The sequence below is a fragment of the Singulisphaera photorubra genome (genome assembly GCF_045290345.1).
Taxonomy (GTDB): Bacteria; Planctomycetota; Planctomycetia; order Isosphaerales; family Isosphaeraceae; genus Singulisphaera.
Window position 1 is genome coordinate 6,554,302 of record NZ_CP155447.1, and the last position, 14,945, is coordinate 6,569,246.

14 protein-coding genes and 1 pseudogene are annotated in these 14,945 nt (G+C 61.7%); 11 read left to right on the top strand and 4 right to left on the bottom strand.

The genetic code is table 11. The features are described from left to right. Positions 1 to 212: 212 nt before the first annotated feature. Both V5E97_RS24575 and V5E97_RS24580 read right to left on the bottom strand, forming a co-directional pair. A complete protein-coding gene (locus tag V5E97_RS24575; RefSeq protein ID WP_406694218.1) occupies positions 213 to 1,901 on the bottom strand; it encodes a sigma-70 family RNA polymerase sigma factor in 1,689 nt (562 codons plus the stop codon). Between the two features lie 138 nt (positions 1,902 to 2,039). Further along, positions 2,040 to 2,474 carry a putative signal transducing protein gene (locus tag V5E97_RS24580; RefSeq protein ID WP_406694220.1) on the bottom strand — a complete coding sequence of 145 codons (435 nt, stop codon included), beginning with the start codon at positions 2,472 to 2,474 and terminating at the stop codon, positions 2,040 to 2,042. A gap of 690 nt (positions 2,475 to 3,164) precedes the next feature. Between V5E97_RS24580 and V5E97_RS24585 the strand changes: the two genes are divergently transcribed. The 4 genes from V5E97_RS24585 to V5E97_RS24600 all read left to right on the top strand — a co-directional run bounded on the left by V5E97_RS24585 (position 3,165) and on the right by V5E97_RS24600 (position 6,597). Next, entirely contained in the window at positions 3,165 to 3,437 is a 273-nt protein-coding gene (locus V5E97_RS24585) for a hypothetical protein (protein WP_406694221.1), read from the top strand. A 301-nt stretch (positions 3,438 to 3,738) separates the two neighbouring features. Further along, on the top strand, positions 3,739 to 4,719 hold the full coding sequence (locus V5E97_RS24590) for a DUF1559 family PulG-like putative transporter (protein WP_406694222.1): 981 nt from the start codon (positions 3,739 to 3,741) through the stop codon (positions 4,717 to 4,719). 17 nt (positions 4,720 to 4,736) lie between these two features. After that, on the top strand, positions 4,737 to 5,204 hold the full coding sequence (locus V5E97_RS24595; protein ID WP_406694224.1) for a hypothetical protein: 468 nt from the start codon (positions 4,737 to 4,739) through the stop codon (positions 5,202 to 5,204). A gap of 1 nt (position 5,205) precedes the next feature. Continuing rightward, on the top strand, positions 5,206 to 6,597 hold the full coding sequence (locus V5E97_RS24600) for a PepSY-associated TM helix domain-containing protein (protein ID WP_406694225.1): 1,392 nt from the start codon (positions 5,206 to 5,208) through the stop codon (positions 6,595 to 6,597). Positions 6,598 to 6,651: 54 nt separating this feature from the next. Here the strand turns inward: V5E97_RS24600 and V5E97_RS24605 are convergent, their stop codons facing one another. Further along, positions 6,652 to 6,915: a hypothetical protein gene (locus V5E97_RS24605; protein WP_406694226.1), complete on the bottom strand. Its 264-nt coding sequence runs from the start codon at positions 6,913 to 6,915 to the stop codon at positions 6,652 to 6,654. A 269-nt stretch (positions 6,916 to 7,184) separates the two neighbouring features. Between V5E97_RS24605 and V5E97_RS24610 the strand changes: the two genes are divergently transcribed. From V5E97_RS24610 to V5E97_RS24620, 3 genes are all read left to right on the top strand, one after another. Next, positions 7,185 to 7,379, top strand: coding sequence for a hypothetical protein (locus V5E97_RS24610; RefSeq protein ID WP_406694227.1), 195 nt, complete (start codon positions 7,185 to 7,187; stop codon positions 7,377 to 7,379). 419 nt (positions 7,380 to 7,798) lie between these two features. Next, entirely contained in the window at positions 7,799 to 8,818 is a 1,020-nt protein-coding gene (locus tag V5E97_RS24615; RefSeq protein WP_406694228.1) for a DUF1559 family PulG-like putative transporter, read from the top strand. A 283-nt stretch (positions 8,819 to 9,101) separates the two neighbouring features. Next, on the top strand, positions 9,102 to 9,599 hold the full coding sequence (locus V5E97_RS24620) for a carboxypeptidase-like regulatory domain-containing protein (protein ID WP_406694230.1): 498 nt from the start codon (positions 9,102 to 9,104) through the stop codon (positions 9,597 to 9,599). Positions 9,600 to 10,047: 448 nt separating this feature from the next. On the opposite strand, the pseudogene V5E97_RS24625 reads toward V5E97_RS24620, so the two are convergent. Continuing rightward, positions 10,048 to 10,641, bottom strand: a pseudogene (locus V5E97_RS24625) (transposase); the annotation flags it as partial. 204 nt (positions 10,642 to 10,845) lie between these two features. On the opposite strand from V5E97_RS24625, the gene V5E97_RS24630 reads away from it, so the two are divergent. The 4 genes from V5E97_RS24630 to V5E97_RS24645 all read left to right on the top strand — a co-directional run bounded on the left by V5E97_RS24630 (position 10,846) and on the right by V5E97_RS24645 (position 14,568). Beyond that, positions 10,846 to 11,838 carry an aldo/keto reductase gene (locus V5E97_RS24630; RefSeq protein WP_406694233.1) on the top strand — a complete coding sequence of 331 codons (993 nt, stop codon included), beginning with the start codon at positions 10,846 to 10,848 and terminating at the stop codon, positions 11,836 to 11,838. Between the two features lie 46 nt (positions 11,839 to 11,884). Next, complete coding sequence (gene mmsA / locus V5E97_RS24635; protein WP_406694235.1) at positions 11,885 to 13,420, top strand: CoA-acylating methylmalonate-semialdehyde dehydrogenase; 1,536 nt, start codon at positions 11,885 to 11,887, stop codon at positions 13,418 to 13,420. Between the two features lie 68 nt (positions 13,421 to 13,488). Continuing rightward, positions 13,489 to 14,163, top strand: coding sequence for a type 1 glutamine amidotransferase domain-containing protein (locus V5E97_RS24640; protein WP_406694236.1), 675 nt, complete (start codon positions 13,489 to 13,491; stop codon positions 14,161 to 14,163). Positions 14,164 to 14,190: 27 nt separating this feature from the next. Beyond that, the gene (locus V5E97_RS24645) at positions 14,191 to 14,568 is read left to right on the top strand and encodes a nuclear transport factor 2 family protein (protein ID WP_406694238.1); all 378 of its coding nucleotides are present in this window, start codon (positions 14,191 to 14,193) and stop codon (positions 14,566 to 14,568) included. The last annotated feature ends 377 nt before the right edge of the window (positions 14,569 to 14,945 follow it).

Here is a 14,945-nt window from a genome sequence, read left to right on the forward strand (position 1 = left end):
CCACCGGGCCACAAGCTCGAACCCACCGAGGCGGACCGGCGGCGCGACGAGTACATGGAGCGGCCGAGGACGGCAAGGACACGTATTGCGACTTTGAGACTGCAATGCATGTCCTCTTTTTTCAGGGAAATTGTGGGTAGCCTGTTCCTCGCGACCACGGACAACGCATGACCTGGGCCACCCCAACGGTGTGCAACCCGCGGGCAAACCGATTAAAGCCCCTCCGGTTTCGGCTCCGATTCATTGGCGGGTGAAGGAGCTTTTCTCCCTTCCAGCAGTTCGATGACCCGGTCGAGGCGCCGCTCGACAGCAGTCAACCGGCGTTCGATTGCGATGTTCGTCGCTTGCTCCTTCGCTTCTTGTTCTTGCGTCGGTTTCGATTTCGGGTCGCGAGAGACAATCAAGCGGTCGCCAGGGCGAAGCTGGTAGTTGGTCGTGGGATCCCCTTTTTCGACGATCGCCTGGTAGTCGACCTTCAGGAGTTTCTCGGGGGCCCGTCCACCCGGCACAGGGCGGACCAGCCGGATGTGAGACTCGGCCGCGGGGGAAGACAGGCCTCCCGCGTAGCTCAACCCGTCGAGAACCGTCTCACGGCCGGTAATCGGTATTCGACCAGGCGAGGCGACGTCGCCTTGGACGTAGTAGACCTTGCTGTTGTAAGCGGTCACCTCGACACTGACCCGCGTGGAGTCGGCCGCCGCGACCAGCCTTGATCGCCCGCTTTGCGTCGAGTCGGGTACGCTCAGGCCGAGTTGTTCTTCCGTCAGAAACGTGCGGAGATGAAGAATAAGTTTTTCCTTGATCTCACGAGGCGTCAGGCCAGCTACGTAGAGCTCGCCATAATAGCCCAAGCTGATCTTGCCATCGGGGCGGACCAGGCGCTCGCCTTGAATTGGCTGGCTCGGCAACGCCTCATGAACATCGACGCGGATCAGGTCCGGTGGCTCGACGACATACGAGGGCAACGGGGTCATCTCCAACTCGCGAGAGGGAGGGGTCGGGGCGTCGCCCACGGCCCGCTGCATCAGGGAGCCCGTACTTACCACGGCGATCCCTAGGGCCAGCAGGCCCATCGCAATCGCTTTCCGAGACGAGACAGTCATCGTTCTCAATGCTCCTTCCATGAGTTCCGCGGCGGCCAACGAGACCAGCTTGACGGTCGCCCCTCGACCTGCCGCGAGTCCAATCGCAGCGCGAATCGTCCCCTCTTCAAGTGCCACCGGAATCGCTCCCATGGCTCGTTCGGCGACAAGCGTCGCCACAACGGTCCCAACCGTCGGCACAACGCCACGGCGGACGAGACGACCCCGAAGCCGCTCACGACCGCGTGCCAAGCGACTCTTCACTGTTCCCAACGGCCAATTCAACCGATGGGCCACCTCCTCGCAGGAGCGCCCCTCGAGGTAGCAGAGCACCATCGGCGCACGATACCGATCGGGTAAGCGACCGAGTTCCTCATGCAGGAGCCGCTCCAGGTCCAGCTTGCCCCCAAGGTCGGGACAGTCGTCGGCCCCAGGCACCCGTTCAGCGTTCAGTCGTTCGTGCCGCCGGCGCCTGAGGTCTCTCCTCCGGGCGTTTCCTGCCACCCGCAGAGCGACTCCATGCAGCCAACTCCCGAGGGAGTCGCGACGACAAACCGCCGATGACCTGCGCACCAGAACCAGGAAGGTTGCCTGAAACGCGTCCTGGGCATCATGAGGATTATCCAGGACGCGGCGACAGACCCGCAGGACCATCGGACCGTGCCGTTCAACGAGCGCCGCAAACGCCGCGTCGGCCGCCTCCCCTCCACGTTCCATAAAACGCGTCAGGAGTTGGCCATCCGTGAGTTGACCGATGGCTCCCAGGCGAAACAGCGTGTGCAATGGCCGCAGGATGTTCCCTCCCTGATCGGTTGCCAAGGGCCAATCCTCCCTGCACTGGTTCGTTCTCTCTTTCGAGATGTAGTGTCCGCTCCGGGGGGGCAGGTTCCCACTTTTTTAGAGAAAAAAGGAAGCAGGTCAGACATCGCGGCCCTCCCTCCCCAGGGTGCCGGCGCTTCAGGAATTGGCTTTGCGATGGTCTTCGTACTCCTTCAGCCAGGCGACGGCACGAGGCAAGTCTTCAGGGCGGACTCGGACACAAGGGCCATTGCCCCACAACTGGGGCTGAAAGCCTCCCAGCATCGTGTTGAGATCATGCTTGTCCGCCAGCGCGGGGATGCCCTGCTCGGACAGTCGATCGGCGAGGAATTTTGCTTCGATCGCGTTCTCTGCCATGTAGCATTGAACGAGGTTGGGGAAGGGCGCACCCACGAAGTCGTCGCCCAGATCCACAGCTTCGGATTCGAGGTCGATGGGAAGATCCTCGATCGGATCCAACTCGTCAGCGGTGAGAAACGTGGGGTCCTCAACGCCGTCGGGCGTGGTGCCGCACGACCAACAGACGTCGAAGCCGTCATCCACCTTGCTGTGACACTTGGGGCAGGCCCACATCGCCAAGGACTCCGGAACGCCTCGGAAAACCACAACAGAGAGTCGCCTCAGGGCCACCGTAGCGGCTCAGACGGGGGGGAAACAATCCCGTGACGGCGTTGGTCTCGACCTGCCCTCCCGATCGCTCGTCCCACTCTCCGGACAATCATAGGGGCCTCGAGAGGATCGGCGGCCGAGACCTCAGACCAAGGTCGAACGGCATGTGCATACCTTCGCACTCTGGATCCTGGCATAAGAATCTGGCAGATTTCTCAGATTCACCCAGAAGACCCAACAACGACGATCGTTCGGGACGACAAGGACATGCATTGCGACCTTGAGATTGCAATGCATGTCCTCTTCTTTCCCTAAAGCGAGAGAGAACGAGAAGCTTCGCAGAGAGAGATGTCCGTCCGATCCCCGGCTTCATCATGCCGACGGATGATCGTACTCGCTTAATTCGGCTGAGGCGTTACGAATTTCCTCTCGAAATATGATCCATCGACTTGCAGTTTGTGAAGATGGGGAGTAGAATCCGGCGGATCTGAGACTGAATCTCAATCCCTCCTGCTATTCCCAACAGCGCTTCGCCAAGCAGCTGGACGTACTTTATTTGGACGTTTCGATCGGTGCTTACGCCCGTAGTTACTGAAGTTCAGGTCGACGGGCGACTCTTGCCGGACCGGTTTCCACTGGTCCGCCAGGGTCCAGTTGCCGCCGACCGGCAGCGTCGGCGAGAACCGGCACTCGTCGAGGTCAGCCAGGGCCGACTCCGGAGGCCGCCTTCGCCTTGAGGTTCTCCAGGATGCGACCGGCTCGCTCGGCCTGGGTGAGTTGCTGGCTGGTCCCGGTCCGGTCCTCGGCGAGCAACCGTTTCAGTTTGTCGGCGACGTGGTAGCGATGGTCGAGCTCGGGGTCGGGGCTAGGGCCGGTGCGGAAGGAGTGCAGCGCGTCAGCGCCGCGGGCGAGCCAGGCCCGCGGTAGGTCGCGGACGGCCTGGCCACAGTAGCCGAGGCGGGAGGCGATCCGGGGTGCCGATCAACCGGCCTCGGAGAGGGTCACCAACCCGAGGCGGTTACGGCTCCTGAGCGGCAGAGAGTTCCGCCGCGGGATCAGGATCTACTCGCGGGCTGCGACGTCGAGTCTGGTGCGGATCAACCAGAATTATTGGGAAGCCGGGTCCAACTGCTCAGAGCGTCCTTGGGCCAGCCAAAGCCAGCCACAGGGAAAACCTCAGCAGGTCAAACATTCTTCTTCTGAAATGCTTGTGACGAGGAGACTTTGCATGCCGCCACGTGTCCACTCCACGCGTCGCCCGGGCTTTACGCTGATCGAACTCCTGGTGGTCATCGCGATCATCGCCGTTTTGATCTCCCTCTTACTCCCGGCCGTGCAGGCCGCTCGTGAGGCGGCCCGGCGTGCGCAGTGCACGAACAACATGCGGCAGTTGGGGTTGGCCGCACACATGTACGCGGATACCCACGCGTATATCCCGCCCGGTCTGGTCGCGTTCTCTCCTTCCGCGGGCTACGGTGGATACGCGGGCCAAGGAACTGGCATATTCATGCTGCCCTACATTGAGCAAGGCAATCTGTACGACCGCTACGACCACACCAAAGGATTCGACCATAGCGACAATCAAACTGTCGTGAACACATCGCTCGCAGTCTACACTTGCCCGTCCGCACCGGGGAGTTATCGCAAGATGGCCTGTGACAACGCCTTTGCATCATCTTTCGGTGGCCTGCCTGCCCAGAATGGGAAGAATACGGGTGCAACAACCGACTACAACGGGATTCGCTGGGTCAATGACATCAACGGCGACTCAAACGTCGGAATGATGGGCCACCTCTGGAATTTCGGTCCGCCGGACTCATACACGCTCACAAACCCCTCACAGTTCCGCGATTGTACTGATGGGTTATCCAATACGGTTTTGTATTACGAACAGGCGGGCCGACCAACGAGCTACCGCAAGGGGTGGCGGTCGCAGGGAGAAATTACCGACCTGCAGGCAAGATGGTCTGCTCCTTGGTCATTCTCATTCGGCATCGACGTTCATACGAGTTCCGCCGATGGGTCGACGACGAACGGTCCCTGCGTGATGAACTGTACCAATGAATCGCAACCCTATAGTTTTCATCCAGGCGGGGTCAATGTCACCTTCGCCGATGGGTCCAGTCGCTTCCTTAAAGAGACCATCAATGGCCGAGTCTTCTGGGGGCTGTGTGGCAGGGCCGATGCCATGGTCATTGGTGAATACTAATACGTGAGGATTGCCGAGTGTCTTATTTCAGTCCTAGGTTGATGACTCTCTCCCTGCTATGCCTGATCGCCGGCGCCGGCTGTGGCGGCGGAGCGGAAGAGGGACGACTCCCTGTCCATCCCGTAAGCGGCAAGGTGTCGGTCGATGGGCAATCAGAGAGTGGCGTGCTCGTGTTGCTCCACCCCTCAGAAGGCAGTCCCGCGGCGAAAGAAGGCGTCACACCCTCCGCCACGACCGGGGAGGATGGAACATTTCAGCTTTCATCCTATGAGCAAAACGACGGTGCGCCGCTCGGTGGGTACTCGGTCACGATCCAGTGGTATCAGCCCGATGCCAAATTGACGAAGGGCAAGAAGGCGATACCCGCCGGCTTCGCCCGACCGTCCGACCGACTCCAAGGCAAATACAAGGATCCAAAGAAGTCACCCTGGCAGGTGACGATTACCGAGGGAACCAATGTCCTCAAGCCCATCGAAATTAAATGAGTTGCCAGCGGAATCCCTGTCGGACGACGGGGATACCGATGCCAGTGGATCGGGAACACCAAGGTACTCCGCATCCGCTCCGGAGACCGTCGACGCGACGAAGCCTCGGCTTTACCGAGTCATTTGGCGATGGCACTTCTATGCCGGTCTGATCGTGTCTCCCATTCTCTTGGTAGCGGCGATCACAGGGGCACTCTACGTCTTTCACGCGGAATTGGCCGGCTGGATCTATGAAGACCTCTACTTTGTCAAACCGGCCAGCGAGCGATTGAGTTACGACAATCAGCGAACCATTGCCCAGCAAGCCGCAGGTGGGAAGGGGATTGAGTTTCTCACCGTCCATGTGGACCCAAGACGCTCCACCGAGTTCATTGCTGATGCCTACGAAGGGGGGGATGCGAACCCCGACCAAACGCATCGGAGTGTTTTCGTCAATCCCTACACCGGTGAAGTCTTAGGAACGCAAATTCAGGACAAAGAGTTTTTCCACATCATCTTGGAGTTGCACCGAACGTTATTCGCCGGTGCTCCAGGCCGCGTCATCGTCGAGTTGGCGACGAGTTGGGGGCTGGTACTCCTGGTCACGGGTATTTTTCTTTGGTGGCCCAGGAACAAGAGTCGTGTCTATGGAGTCTGGCTGCCACGGCTGAAAGGAAAGCCTTACCTTGTCCTGCGTGACTTGCACGCGGTCGTCGGGATGTATGCAACCCCAATTGCCGCGATCATTCTGGTGACCGGCTTGTTCATGTCTCAAGTATGGGGAACCGGCTACACCTGGATTTCGGTCCAAACGAAGCAGTCGCTTGGCGATTTTCTGGCCCGTGGGGAATCAAAAGGAGTGAGTGAAAGGCCATCTCCAGACTCATTGGATCGTTCAGTCGCGGGAGTTCTCGGCCATAGCCAACCCGATGATGTCATGTACTTCATGCCAGCCACCACCCCCAAAGAGGCCCACAAAGCCTATCTGATGAATCAGGGCGACGTGAATACGGTTCGAGGCTTCGACGTCGACCAGTACACAGGGGCAATTGTTACCGCGACCGATACAGCGGAACTGAAGCCGATGGTTCGGATCCTGGCCTTTGCGGAATCACTGCATCAAGGTTTGACGTTTGGAATGACATCTAAGATTCTCGCCTTTTTGACCTGTCTGGCGCTGATTGGCATGGTCATCACGGGGGTTTGGATGTGGTGGAAACGCCGCCCCAAGGGGGAAACCGGTTTTCCGCATCGTCCCAAACAAGGAGCCGTCCCAAAATGGGTGGGGGGACTGACCGTCCTGCTGGGAATTCTGCTCCCAACCGTGGGGGCCTCGATCATCCTGATTCTTTCCGGAGACTGGCTGGTCCGACGATTTGTGGGGGATAACCAGAAGTCGTTGGTGCAAGGCTGAGAGGCGGCGGGGCATCCTTGGACTTGCAACCGTTTTGCACTTTCCCGGACGTTGTTAAGGGTGGCTTGCCTCGCGGAGCTCGTCATCGGCTCGCCGGATGGCATCCCAGACAGGCCTCATCGGCCCGGTTACCTGGAAGCAGTCCACAGGGTCACGATCCTCCAGACAGGACCAGTACCGGACCGAACTGGCGTGGAGCCCGGCGTGGGCGCGTAGCAGATTGGCGACCGAACGCCACTGTGGCGACGACTCGACCGAGGGCAAACCCATGTCCTCGATGCATTGGATGAGGATCTCCATAGAGGGCGAACCGCTCATCCTCGTCGAGATCGCCTGACTCGTACGCACCGAGGAATTCGCCGAACCGGGAGGGATCGGCCACTTACCATTCCCAGTCCTGCGAGAACGGGTAGTGCGGTAGTGCGAAGCGATGCGAGAGCGACCTCCGCGCCGCGGGCGTCGCCCAGCGATCGGGTATCTCGGGGGCCATCGAGAAGACGCCTCATGATCGGTGCGTAGACGAGGGTCGGCCCGACCGGGACGATGGCGGTTACCAAGCCAGCCGATCATCCCGGACGGAGCCCGCCATGACATCCTCGCATCCGCTCCCCGCACCGTGCCAGTGGCTCTCCCACATCGCCTATGCCCTCGACCGCCAGTCCGCACCCCGACTCACCCTGCTGTTCCTCGGCGCCGTGCTGGCCCACGGCCGCAGACCCACCGTTGCGTCGTCCCAGCCATGCCGACTAGCGGCGAGCCTGGCGCCGTGCGCTGCTGGGTGAGCATCTCCGTGCGGTCCTCCGTCCGGGGGCCACTGCGGAGAGGCTGCTCAGCCTGGCGGTGTCGGATGAACAAGGTCTCTGAAAGTCCAGCTTACAATACTAGCCATACGAAACTGGACAAAGAACATGTTTTGTGCTACGACCTCTTTGATCGACATTTTTATTCGCTTCACACTCGCCCTCCCTACCTCGCGGGCGTGATGGCGTAAGTCCTGGCAGGGTGAGCGATGTCGCTAAATCCTGTCGAATTCACAATCGCAGATTCGGCAAGAGTCATTCGTTCACGCAATCGGCTCGCGAAGTCTTCAGAAAAACTTCTCGAGGTATCGCCATCGCGCTCCGCCTGAAGGCGAGTGCCCCCGACCGCTTCTTTTCATTCCTTTATATTTCTCCTTCACCTTCCACTGGAGGGACGCCCCGTGCGCCATCGTCGAGCCTTTACCCTGATTGAGTTGCTCGTTGTCATCGCGATCATCGCGGTATTGATCGCCCTGCTCTTGCCGGCTGTCCAGGCGGCCCGCGAAGCGGCCCGGCGCTCGCAATGCGTCAACAATCTGAAGCAGATGGGCCTCGCGCTCCACAACTACGAGAGCATCCACTCCGCCTTCCCTCCGCCCAAGATCTACTCTGGGAGTTGCAACCGTTCGAATGGGGGGGTCGGGTATGTTCTGAATACCAGCGGATTCGTGCTCTTGCTGCCGCAACTGGAGCAGCAGGCCATGGCAAATGCCTACAACTTTAGCCAGGCCTCGAGCGGATCCGCCTGGCAGGCGTCCGTTACTGATGGTTCAGGGCCGGGGAACACGATCTTGCGAGGTAATCCCATTGTCAATACGACGGTCGTGGGAGCGCTCATCAGCGTGTTCGCATGCCCGTCCGACAACCCGCCCCAGGTGATGAACGAGGCCGGGACCGGTGCCTATGCGCGGTCAGAAGCTCGGCGAAGCAACTACCTTTTCATTACAGGAATCTACACCGATTATGACTGTCCCGGCGGCCTCAAGCTGGGGGTGCCCGCTCCCGCTTACGCCGCAGCCTTCTACACCGACAACTCCACCACGATCAGCCAGATTCAGGACGGCCTGAGCAACACGGCCATGATTGGCGAGTCGCGTCAGGAGCACACCGCCACCCAGTATGGTCCCTACTGGGGCTCGGGGCCGCACACGAGCGTTCACGGCAGGATCATCCCCGCCGGCGCGTCGACCGCCGCCATCGATTACCTGCCCAACGCTCCGGCGAGCGCATTGAGCGGAGTCGCCAGCAATCCGAGAAAACTGGGATACGCCTGGGTACTCTCAAGCCAACATTCGGGCGGACTGAACATGCAGATGGGTGACGGCTCTGTCCGCTTCATCAAGAATACCGTCAGCTTGACCACCTGGGGGGCGATCTCGACCATTAAGGGCGGGGAGATCATCAGCAGCGATTCCCTCTAAACCGACGAGGACGCGCGGCGGACCAAGGAAGCTGGCTCCGGCCTGGCCTTTCCAGTGAACTGGTTTAATGATCATTGCCTGGTTTTCTCGCGGCAAGCCTCTCGACCTCGCAACGAGAGGCTTGTTCGCCATTCGGCCAATGCGCCGGCCTTCGCGTTCTGGAGATAACCGCCCCGTCAATATCGGCGATATCTCCTCTTGCGATCGGGCCGAAAACGATCCTTTGCATTGCGGTTCCCCAGCCTCGCCCGGCCGGGCATGTTCTCTGGAGACGACTGCGGCCATGACGATTTCTCGCGCCCTGATCCCGGTCCTGCCTCTCCTCTTGCTCGCCGGATGCGGCGACTCCTCCGATACACTGAAGTTGGTGCCGGTCTCGGGCATCATCACTATGGACGGGAAGCCCCTGGAGGGAGCGACCGTCGCATTCCTTCCCGCGCCCGACAATCAGGCCGGCGCCCCCGGCCTCGACACAACAGGGCCGGACGGCAATTACAAGGCCATGACACGCCAGCGGTCGGGCCTCGCGCCCGGCAAATACAAGATGTCGGTAACAATGCCCTTGCTAATAACGGCAGGCGCAGCCGCCAGCAAACTCCCCGAAGATATCCGGAACGACCCGATGATGGCAAAGATGGCGCTCGGACTCGACACCAGCCCGACGTCGAAAAAGAAGAATGCCGCCCCTTCGTTCTACGAGAAGGACGTCGAGGTCCCAAACGAGAGCACCGTCCTCGATTTCGAGGTCAAATCCAATGCGAACCCAAAGGCGGCAAAGTGACTCGATACCGTCTCCACCCCCTGGAGAAGAGGCGCAATGTTGTTGAAGCAGTCGCATCGGCTGTTTCACCACTGGCATCGGATGCGCGACGGAACTCAGGATTGGGAAACGTTCGGCGCTGAGATGGCTCGGTTGCGTCGTGAGGTTCATCACGCCCTGGAGGAGGGGTCAAAGTGCGGGTGCGCCAATACCTCGGCGACGTGCCTCAAGATCCTCAAAGTGGAAGAGGGGCTCTGGACGTTTGCGCGTGTTCAGGGAATCGAACCGACGAACAACGCGGCGGAGCGAACGCTGCGATTCACGGTGATCTGGCCACGGATCAGCGACGGGACGGATAGCGAGCAAGGCAGCCATATCGTGGAACGGCCCCTGAGCGTGGTCGCGACCTGCCAACAGCAAGGACGCAACGTGCTGGATTATCTGACCTCGTGCTTCGAGGCCGAGCATCGAGGACAACCGAGCTGTAGAACCCGCGATCCAGGACCGTGAAACGGATCGAGATCCCGGCGGCACGGACCTGCCGGAGCAGTTCGCGGACGACCTCCGTCATCGTCGTCTTTCGAGTCGCGGCCATCAACGCCACAGTGTATCGCGAGCCTTTGCGGATCACGTAGGCGGTGGCGTAACCGTAGAACGAGCACGTGCTTTTCTTGGCCTGGCTCCGCATGACCGAGAGGTTGGTCTTGCGATCGGCGCCATAGTATGGGAGCAAGGTCAGGTCGATGGCGATGACTTGGGGCCGCCGTCGCAGGGCCTTGGGCAGATGGCCCAACAGTGCAGCCTGGACGCGCCGTCGGAGCCGGTTGTAATCGGGTAGGGTGGAGTAGAGGGCCTCGGCGACGACATGCTCGTCGGGGACTCCGCAAAGTCGCTGGCAGGTGTCAGACAGGGAACTGATCCGTGCGGCGGCGGCGAAGAGGACCGTCAGGATGGTCTCGGCGAGGCCCCCCTTTGCATTGGAAAGCTTCAGGTGGGGCTGGAATGCCTGAACGGCGTAGCGATAGACTTGAGCGGGTGTCAGGGTGCTGGTGGACTTGCGCATCGTACCCACCGTGAGTAATGGGTTTAGCACAAGTCATTTTCATGGAGGAGCTTGAGTCTGTCACGCCCTGACACTCCCTCGACTCCCAATCACCGAACTACTGAATTTACTTGCGGCGACCATCAGCCCCGCCTAGTGTCCTGGAAGCAAGGGGCAAAAAATCGGATTATGTGGTCGTCTCGCAAGATCAGTGGAGGCCTCACTATGGGTAACCCCGTCAAGTCGCGACCACTCGGCAGCCAAGGTCTGGTCGTCTCGGCACAGGGTCTCGACTGCATGGGCATGAGCGACGCCTACGGGCCCGCCGACGAGGCCGAGTCCATCGCGACCATCCACCGGGCCCTGGACCTGGGGATCAATCTCCTCGACACGTCGGACGCCTACGGCCCCTTCACCAACGAGGTGCTGGTCGGCAAGGCGGTCCGCGACCGGCGTAACGGCGTGAACGTGGCCACGAAGTTCGGCTTCGTTGGCGGCACGGACGGCAAGGGAGGCGGGAGCATCGACGGCAGCCCGAAGCACGTCCGCGAAGCCTGCGACGGCTCGCTGAAACGACTGGGGATCGACCACATCGACCTCTTCTATCAGCACCGCGTCGATCCGAACGTCCCCATCGAGGACACGGTCGGCGCCATGGCGGATCTGGTGCAGAAGGGCAAGGTGCGCTACCTCGGCCTATGCGAGGCGTCGCCCGCGACCATCCGCCGTGCTCACGCAATCCATCCGATTACAGCACTGCAGACCGAGTATTCGCTCTGGAGCCGCGACCCCGAGGACGAGCTGCTCCCGACCGTGCGGGATCTGGGCATCGGTTACGTCGCGTACAGCCCGCTCGGACGCGGCTTCCTCACCGGCCAGTTGCGCCGCTTCGAGGATCTGCCCCCTGACGACTGGCGTCGTCACAGGCCCAGGTTCCAGGGCGAGAATTTCAACAAGAACCTCCAGCTCGTGGATCGCGTGAAGGAGATCGCCGCCGCGAAGGGCGTGACTCCGGCCCAGTTGGCGCTGGCGTGGCTCCTGGCTCAGGAGGGGGTCGTCCCCATCCCCGGCACCAAGCGTCGTAAGAACCTGGAAGAGAATGTTGCCGCTCTCGGAATCACCCTCACGGGCGATGACCTGAAGCGGATCGACGAGGCCGCGCCGAAAGGGGCCGCCAGCGGGGAACGCTACGAAGACATGGGTGGGGTTAACCTCTGATGCTCCGTCCGGACGCAGGGCCGATTCCCAGTCTCCGGAGAACACCATGAGCGCCAATGCTGCCCCGGATCGGTCTCCCGCGATCTCCCCTCGTTTGGCTAATGCGCTGAATCTGGTGGCCGGGTCGTGGGTCGAGGGCCTTGGGGGTGCAATCCGCGATATCTACAACCCGGCGGACTCGTCCGAGCTGGTGGCGCCGGTACGCGAGGCCTCACTGGAGCAGGTGGACGATGCTTGCGCCGCAGCCGCCCGGGCCCTCCCCGGCTGGCGTGCCACCCCGGCGCCGGATCGGGCCCACGTCCTGTTCAGGTTCCGGGAGTTGCTTGAGAAGAACTTCTCGGACGTGGCTCACAGCGTTGTTCGAGAGAACGGCAAGCTACTGGGCGAGGCTCGCGTCGCCCTGCGTCGCGGGATCGATGTCGTCGACTTCGCCTGCGGCATTCCCTCCCAGATGATGGGGCAGTCTTTGTCCGGCATCTCGCGGAACGTCGACTGCCTCACCGTCCGCGAACCCATGGGCGTGGTGGTCGGCATCCCGCCGTTCAATTTCCCGGCCGTGATCCCGCTCTGGATGATGTCGGTCGCCGTCGCCTGCGGGAACACGTTCATTCTCAAGCCCGCCGAGAAGGCGCCGCTCACCGGCACCAGTCTCGTGGAGATGTTCGCCGACGCCGGCTTGCCACGGGGCGTCGTCGGCGTGGTGCAGGGTAGCAAGGATGTCAGCGAGCGGCTCATCGCCAACCCGCATGTTCAGGCGGTCTCATTCGTCGGCACGTCCGCCGTGGCGGAGTCTGTCTATCGTTTCGCAGGGGCACACGGCAAGCGTGTCCAGGCGCACGGCGGGGCGAAGAACCATCTGCTCATCCTGCCCGACGCCGACCTGGAACGTATCCTGCCAGACCTGATCACATCATGCTTCGGCTCCGCGGGGCAGCGCTGCCTCGACGGGAGCGTGCTGGTGGTAGCCGGCGATCGGGAGCGGCAGGACGCCGTCGTCGATGCCTTCATCTCTGCAGCGGGCGAACTCAGGTTGGGGGACGGGCTGGACGACATCGCGACGCTCTGCCCCGTGGTGAACACGAAGGAGGAGAAGCGGATTCGGGCCGCGATCGAGCGCGGGGTGGAGGAAGGAGCCCAGCTCCGCCTCGACGGGCGTTCCCAGACTGTGCCCAGCAGGCCCAGGGGTTGCTTCATTGGGCCGACGGTGTTCGACGACGTGACGCCGGAAATGTTCGTCGGCCGCGAGGAGATCTTCGGGCCGGTGGTGAGCGTGATGCGGGCGCCGGACCTGGACGCGGCGATCACTCTTGCGAACCGCAGCCGATACGGCAACACGGCCTGCGTTTTCACGCAATCCGGGGCGTCGGCCCGCACCTTCCGCGAGCGCGCCCAGGCCGGTATGCTCGGCATCAATGTCGGCGTACCGGCGCCGATGGGGTTCTTCCCGTTCGGAGGTTGGAAGGATTCGATCTACGGCTATCACAATACCCAGGGTGCCGATGCCGTTGCCTTCTACACGCGAAAGAAAGTGGTCACGGAACACTGGTTGGGTTCCGAGGCGCCGAGTGATGGATGGGCTTGATTGAACAACGCAAGGTCCTCAGACTCGCCTGCAGGTCTGCCTGATCCACGAACACGCGGAGTGATTCGATGAAGATCCTCATGGTTCTGACCTCCCACGACACGCTAGGCGACACGGGCCGCAAGACAGGGTTCTGGCTCGAGGAATTCGCCGCGCCCTACTTCACCTTTCTTGATGCCGGTGTAACCGTGACCCTCGCATCGCCCAAGGGCGGGCAGCCGCCCATCGACCCGGTCAGCGACACGCCCGAGGGCCAGACCGACGCGACTCGGCGATTCAAGGAAGACCCCGCGGCCCAGGCCGCCCTCGCGAACACCAAGCGTCTCTCCGATGTCTCGGCCGGCGATTACGACGCGGTCTTCTATCCCGGCGGCCACGGCCCCATGTGGGACCTGGCTGAAGATCCACACTCGATCGCCCTGATCGAGGCCTTCTGGAACGCCGGCAAGCCGGTCGCCGCAGTCTGCCACGCACCGGGCGTTCTTCATCACGTCGAGATCGACGGTCAGCCGCTCGTGAAGGGTAAGCGGGTGACGGGATTCACCAACAGCGAGGAGGCGGCAGTCCACCTCACCAAAGTCGTACCGTTCCTCGTCGAGGACGAGCTGAAGCGGCTCGGCGGGCTCTTTGAGAAGGTGGCCGATTGGGCGAGCTTCGCTATCACCGACGGGCGGCTTGTCACCGGCCAGAACCCGGCCTCTTCCAAGGCGGGGGCCGAGGCGCTGCTGAAACTCCTGGCCTGAGCGGTGCCGTCGAAAAGGGAGCCTACGATGGACGATCATCACATCAGGGTGGCCATCGATCGGCACTGGGCTGCCTCCGCCGCGGGCGATCAAGATGCCGAGCACGAAATCTACCACGACACCGTTGTTTGCGAGTATCCGCAGTCAGGCGAGATCATCCGCGGTCGGAGCAACCTGCAGGCGCTCCGCAGCCATCATCCAGGCAGGCCGTCAGGTTTCATGGTCCGGAGGATCTCCGGAGAGGGCAATCTCTGGGTCACGGAGTATGTGATCACGTACGGCGGTAAGCCCGTCTACACCGTCAGCATCATGGCGTTCCGGGAGGGGAAGGTGTCGCGCGAGACTCAATACTTCGCCGATCCGTTCGATGCTCCCGCCTGGCGCGCTCAGTGGGTCGAGCAATAGACTAGCTGATGATGGACCGGGAGCCGGCAAGCCCCGGAGCACGCCGGTCTGCGGGGCGGGCTGGAAGGCCGCCCAGACTGCCCATACCAGGCTCGACGCCACGGCCATGACGGTGACCGAACGCAGGCGGTCGCTGCCGCCTTTCGGAAAGGCGTTCCATGAGGCGTGGAGGACGGCGGAGGTCAGGGATAGGCGGCTGTCTCGTCGCGTACCACTGGCGGGGTGGGAATGCCCCGGCCTGCGCCAGGCAGACTTCAGGGCAGAGGCATTCAAAGTGCCAGTGAACTGCCAATGAACAATTGCTTCCCTTACATGTCACTTCATCGTCAAATCGATCGTTCGACCGCACAGCCTTGCTTTCGATACCGCAGTTCCCC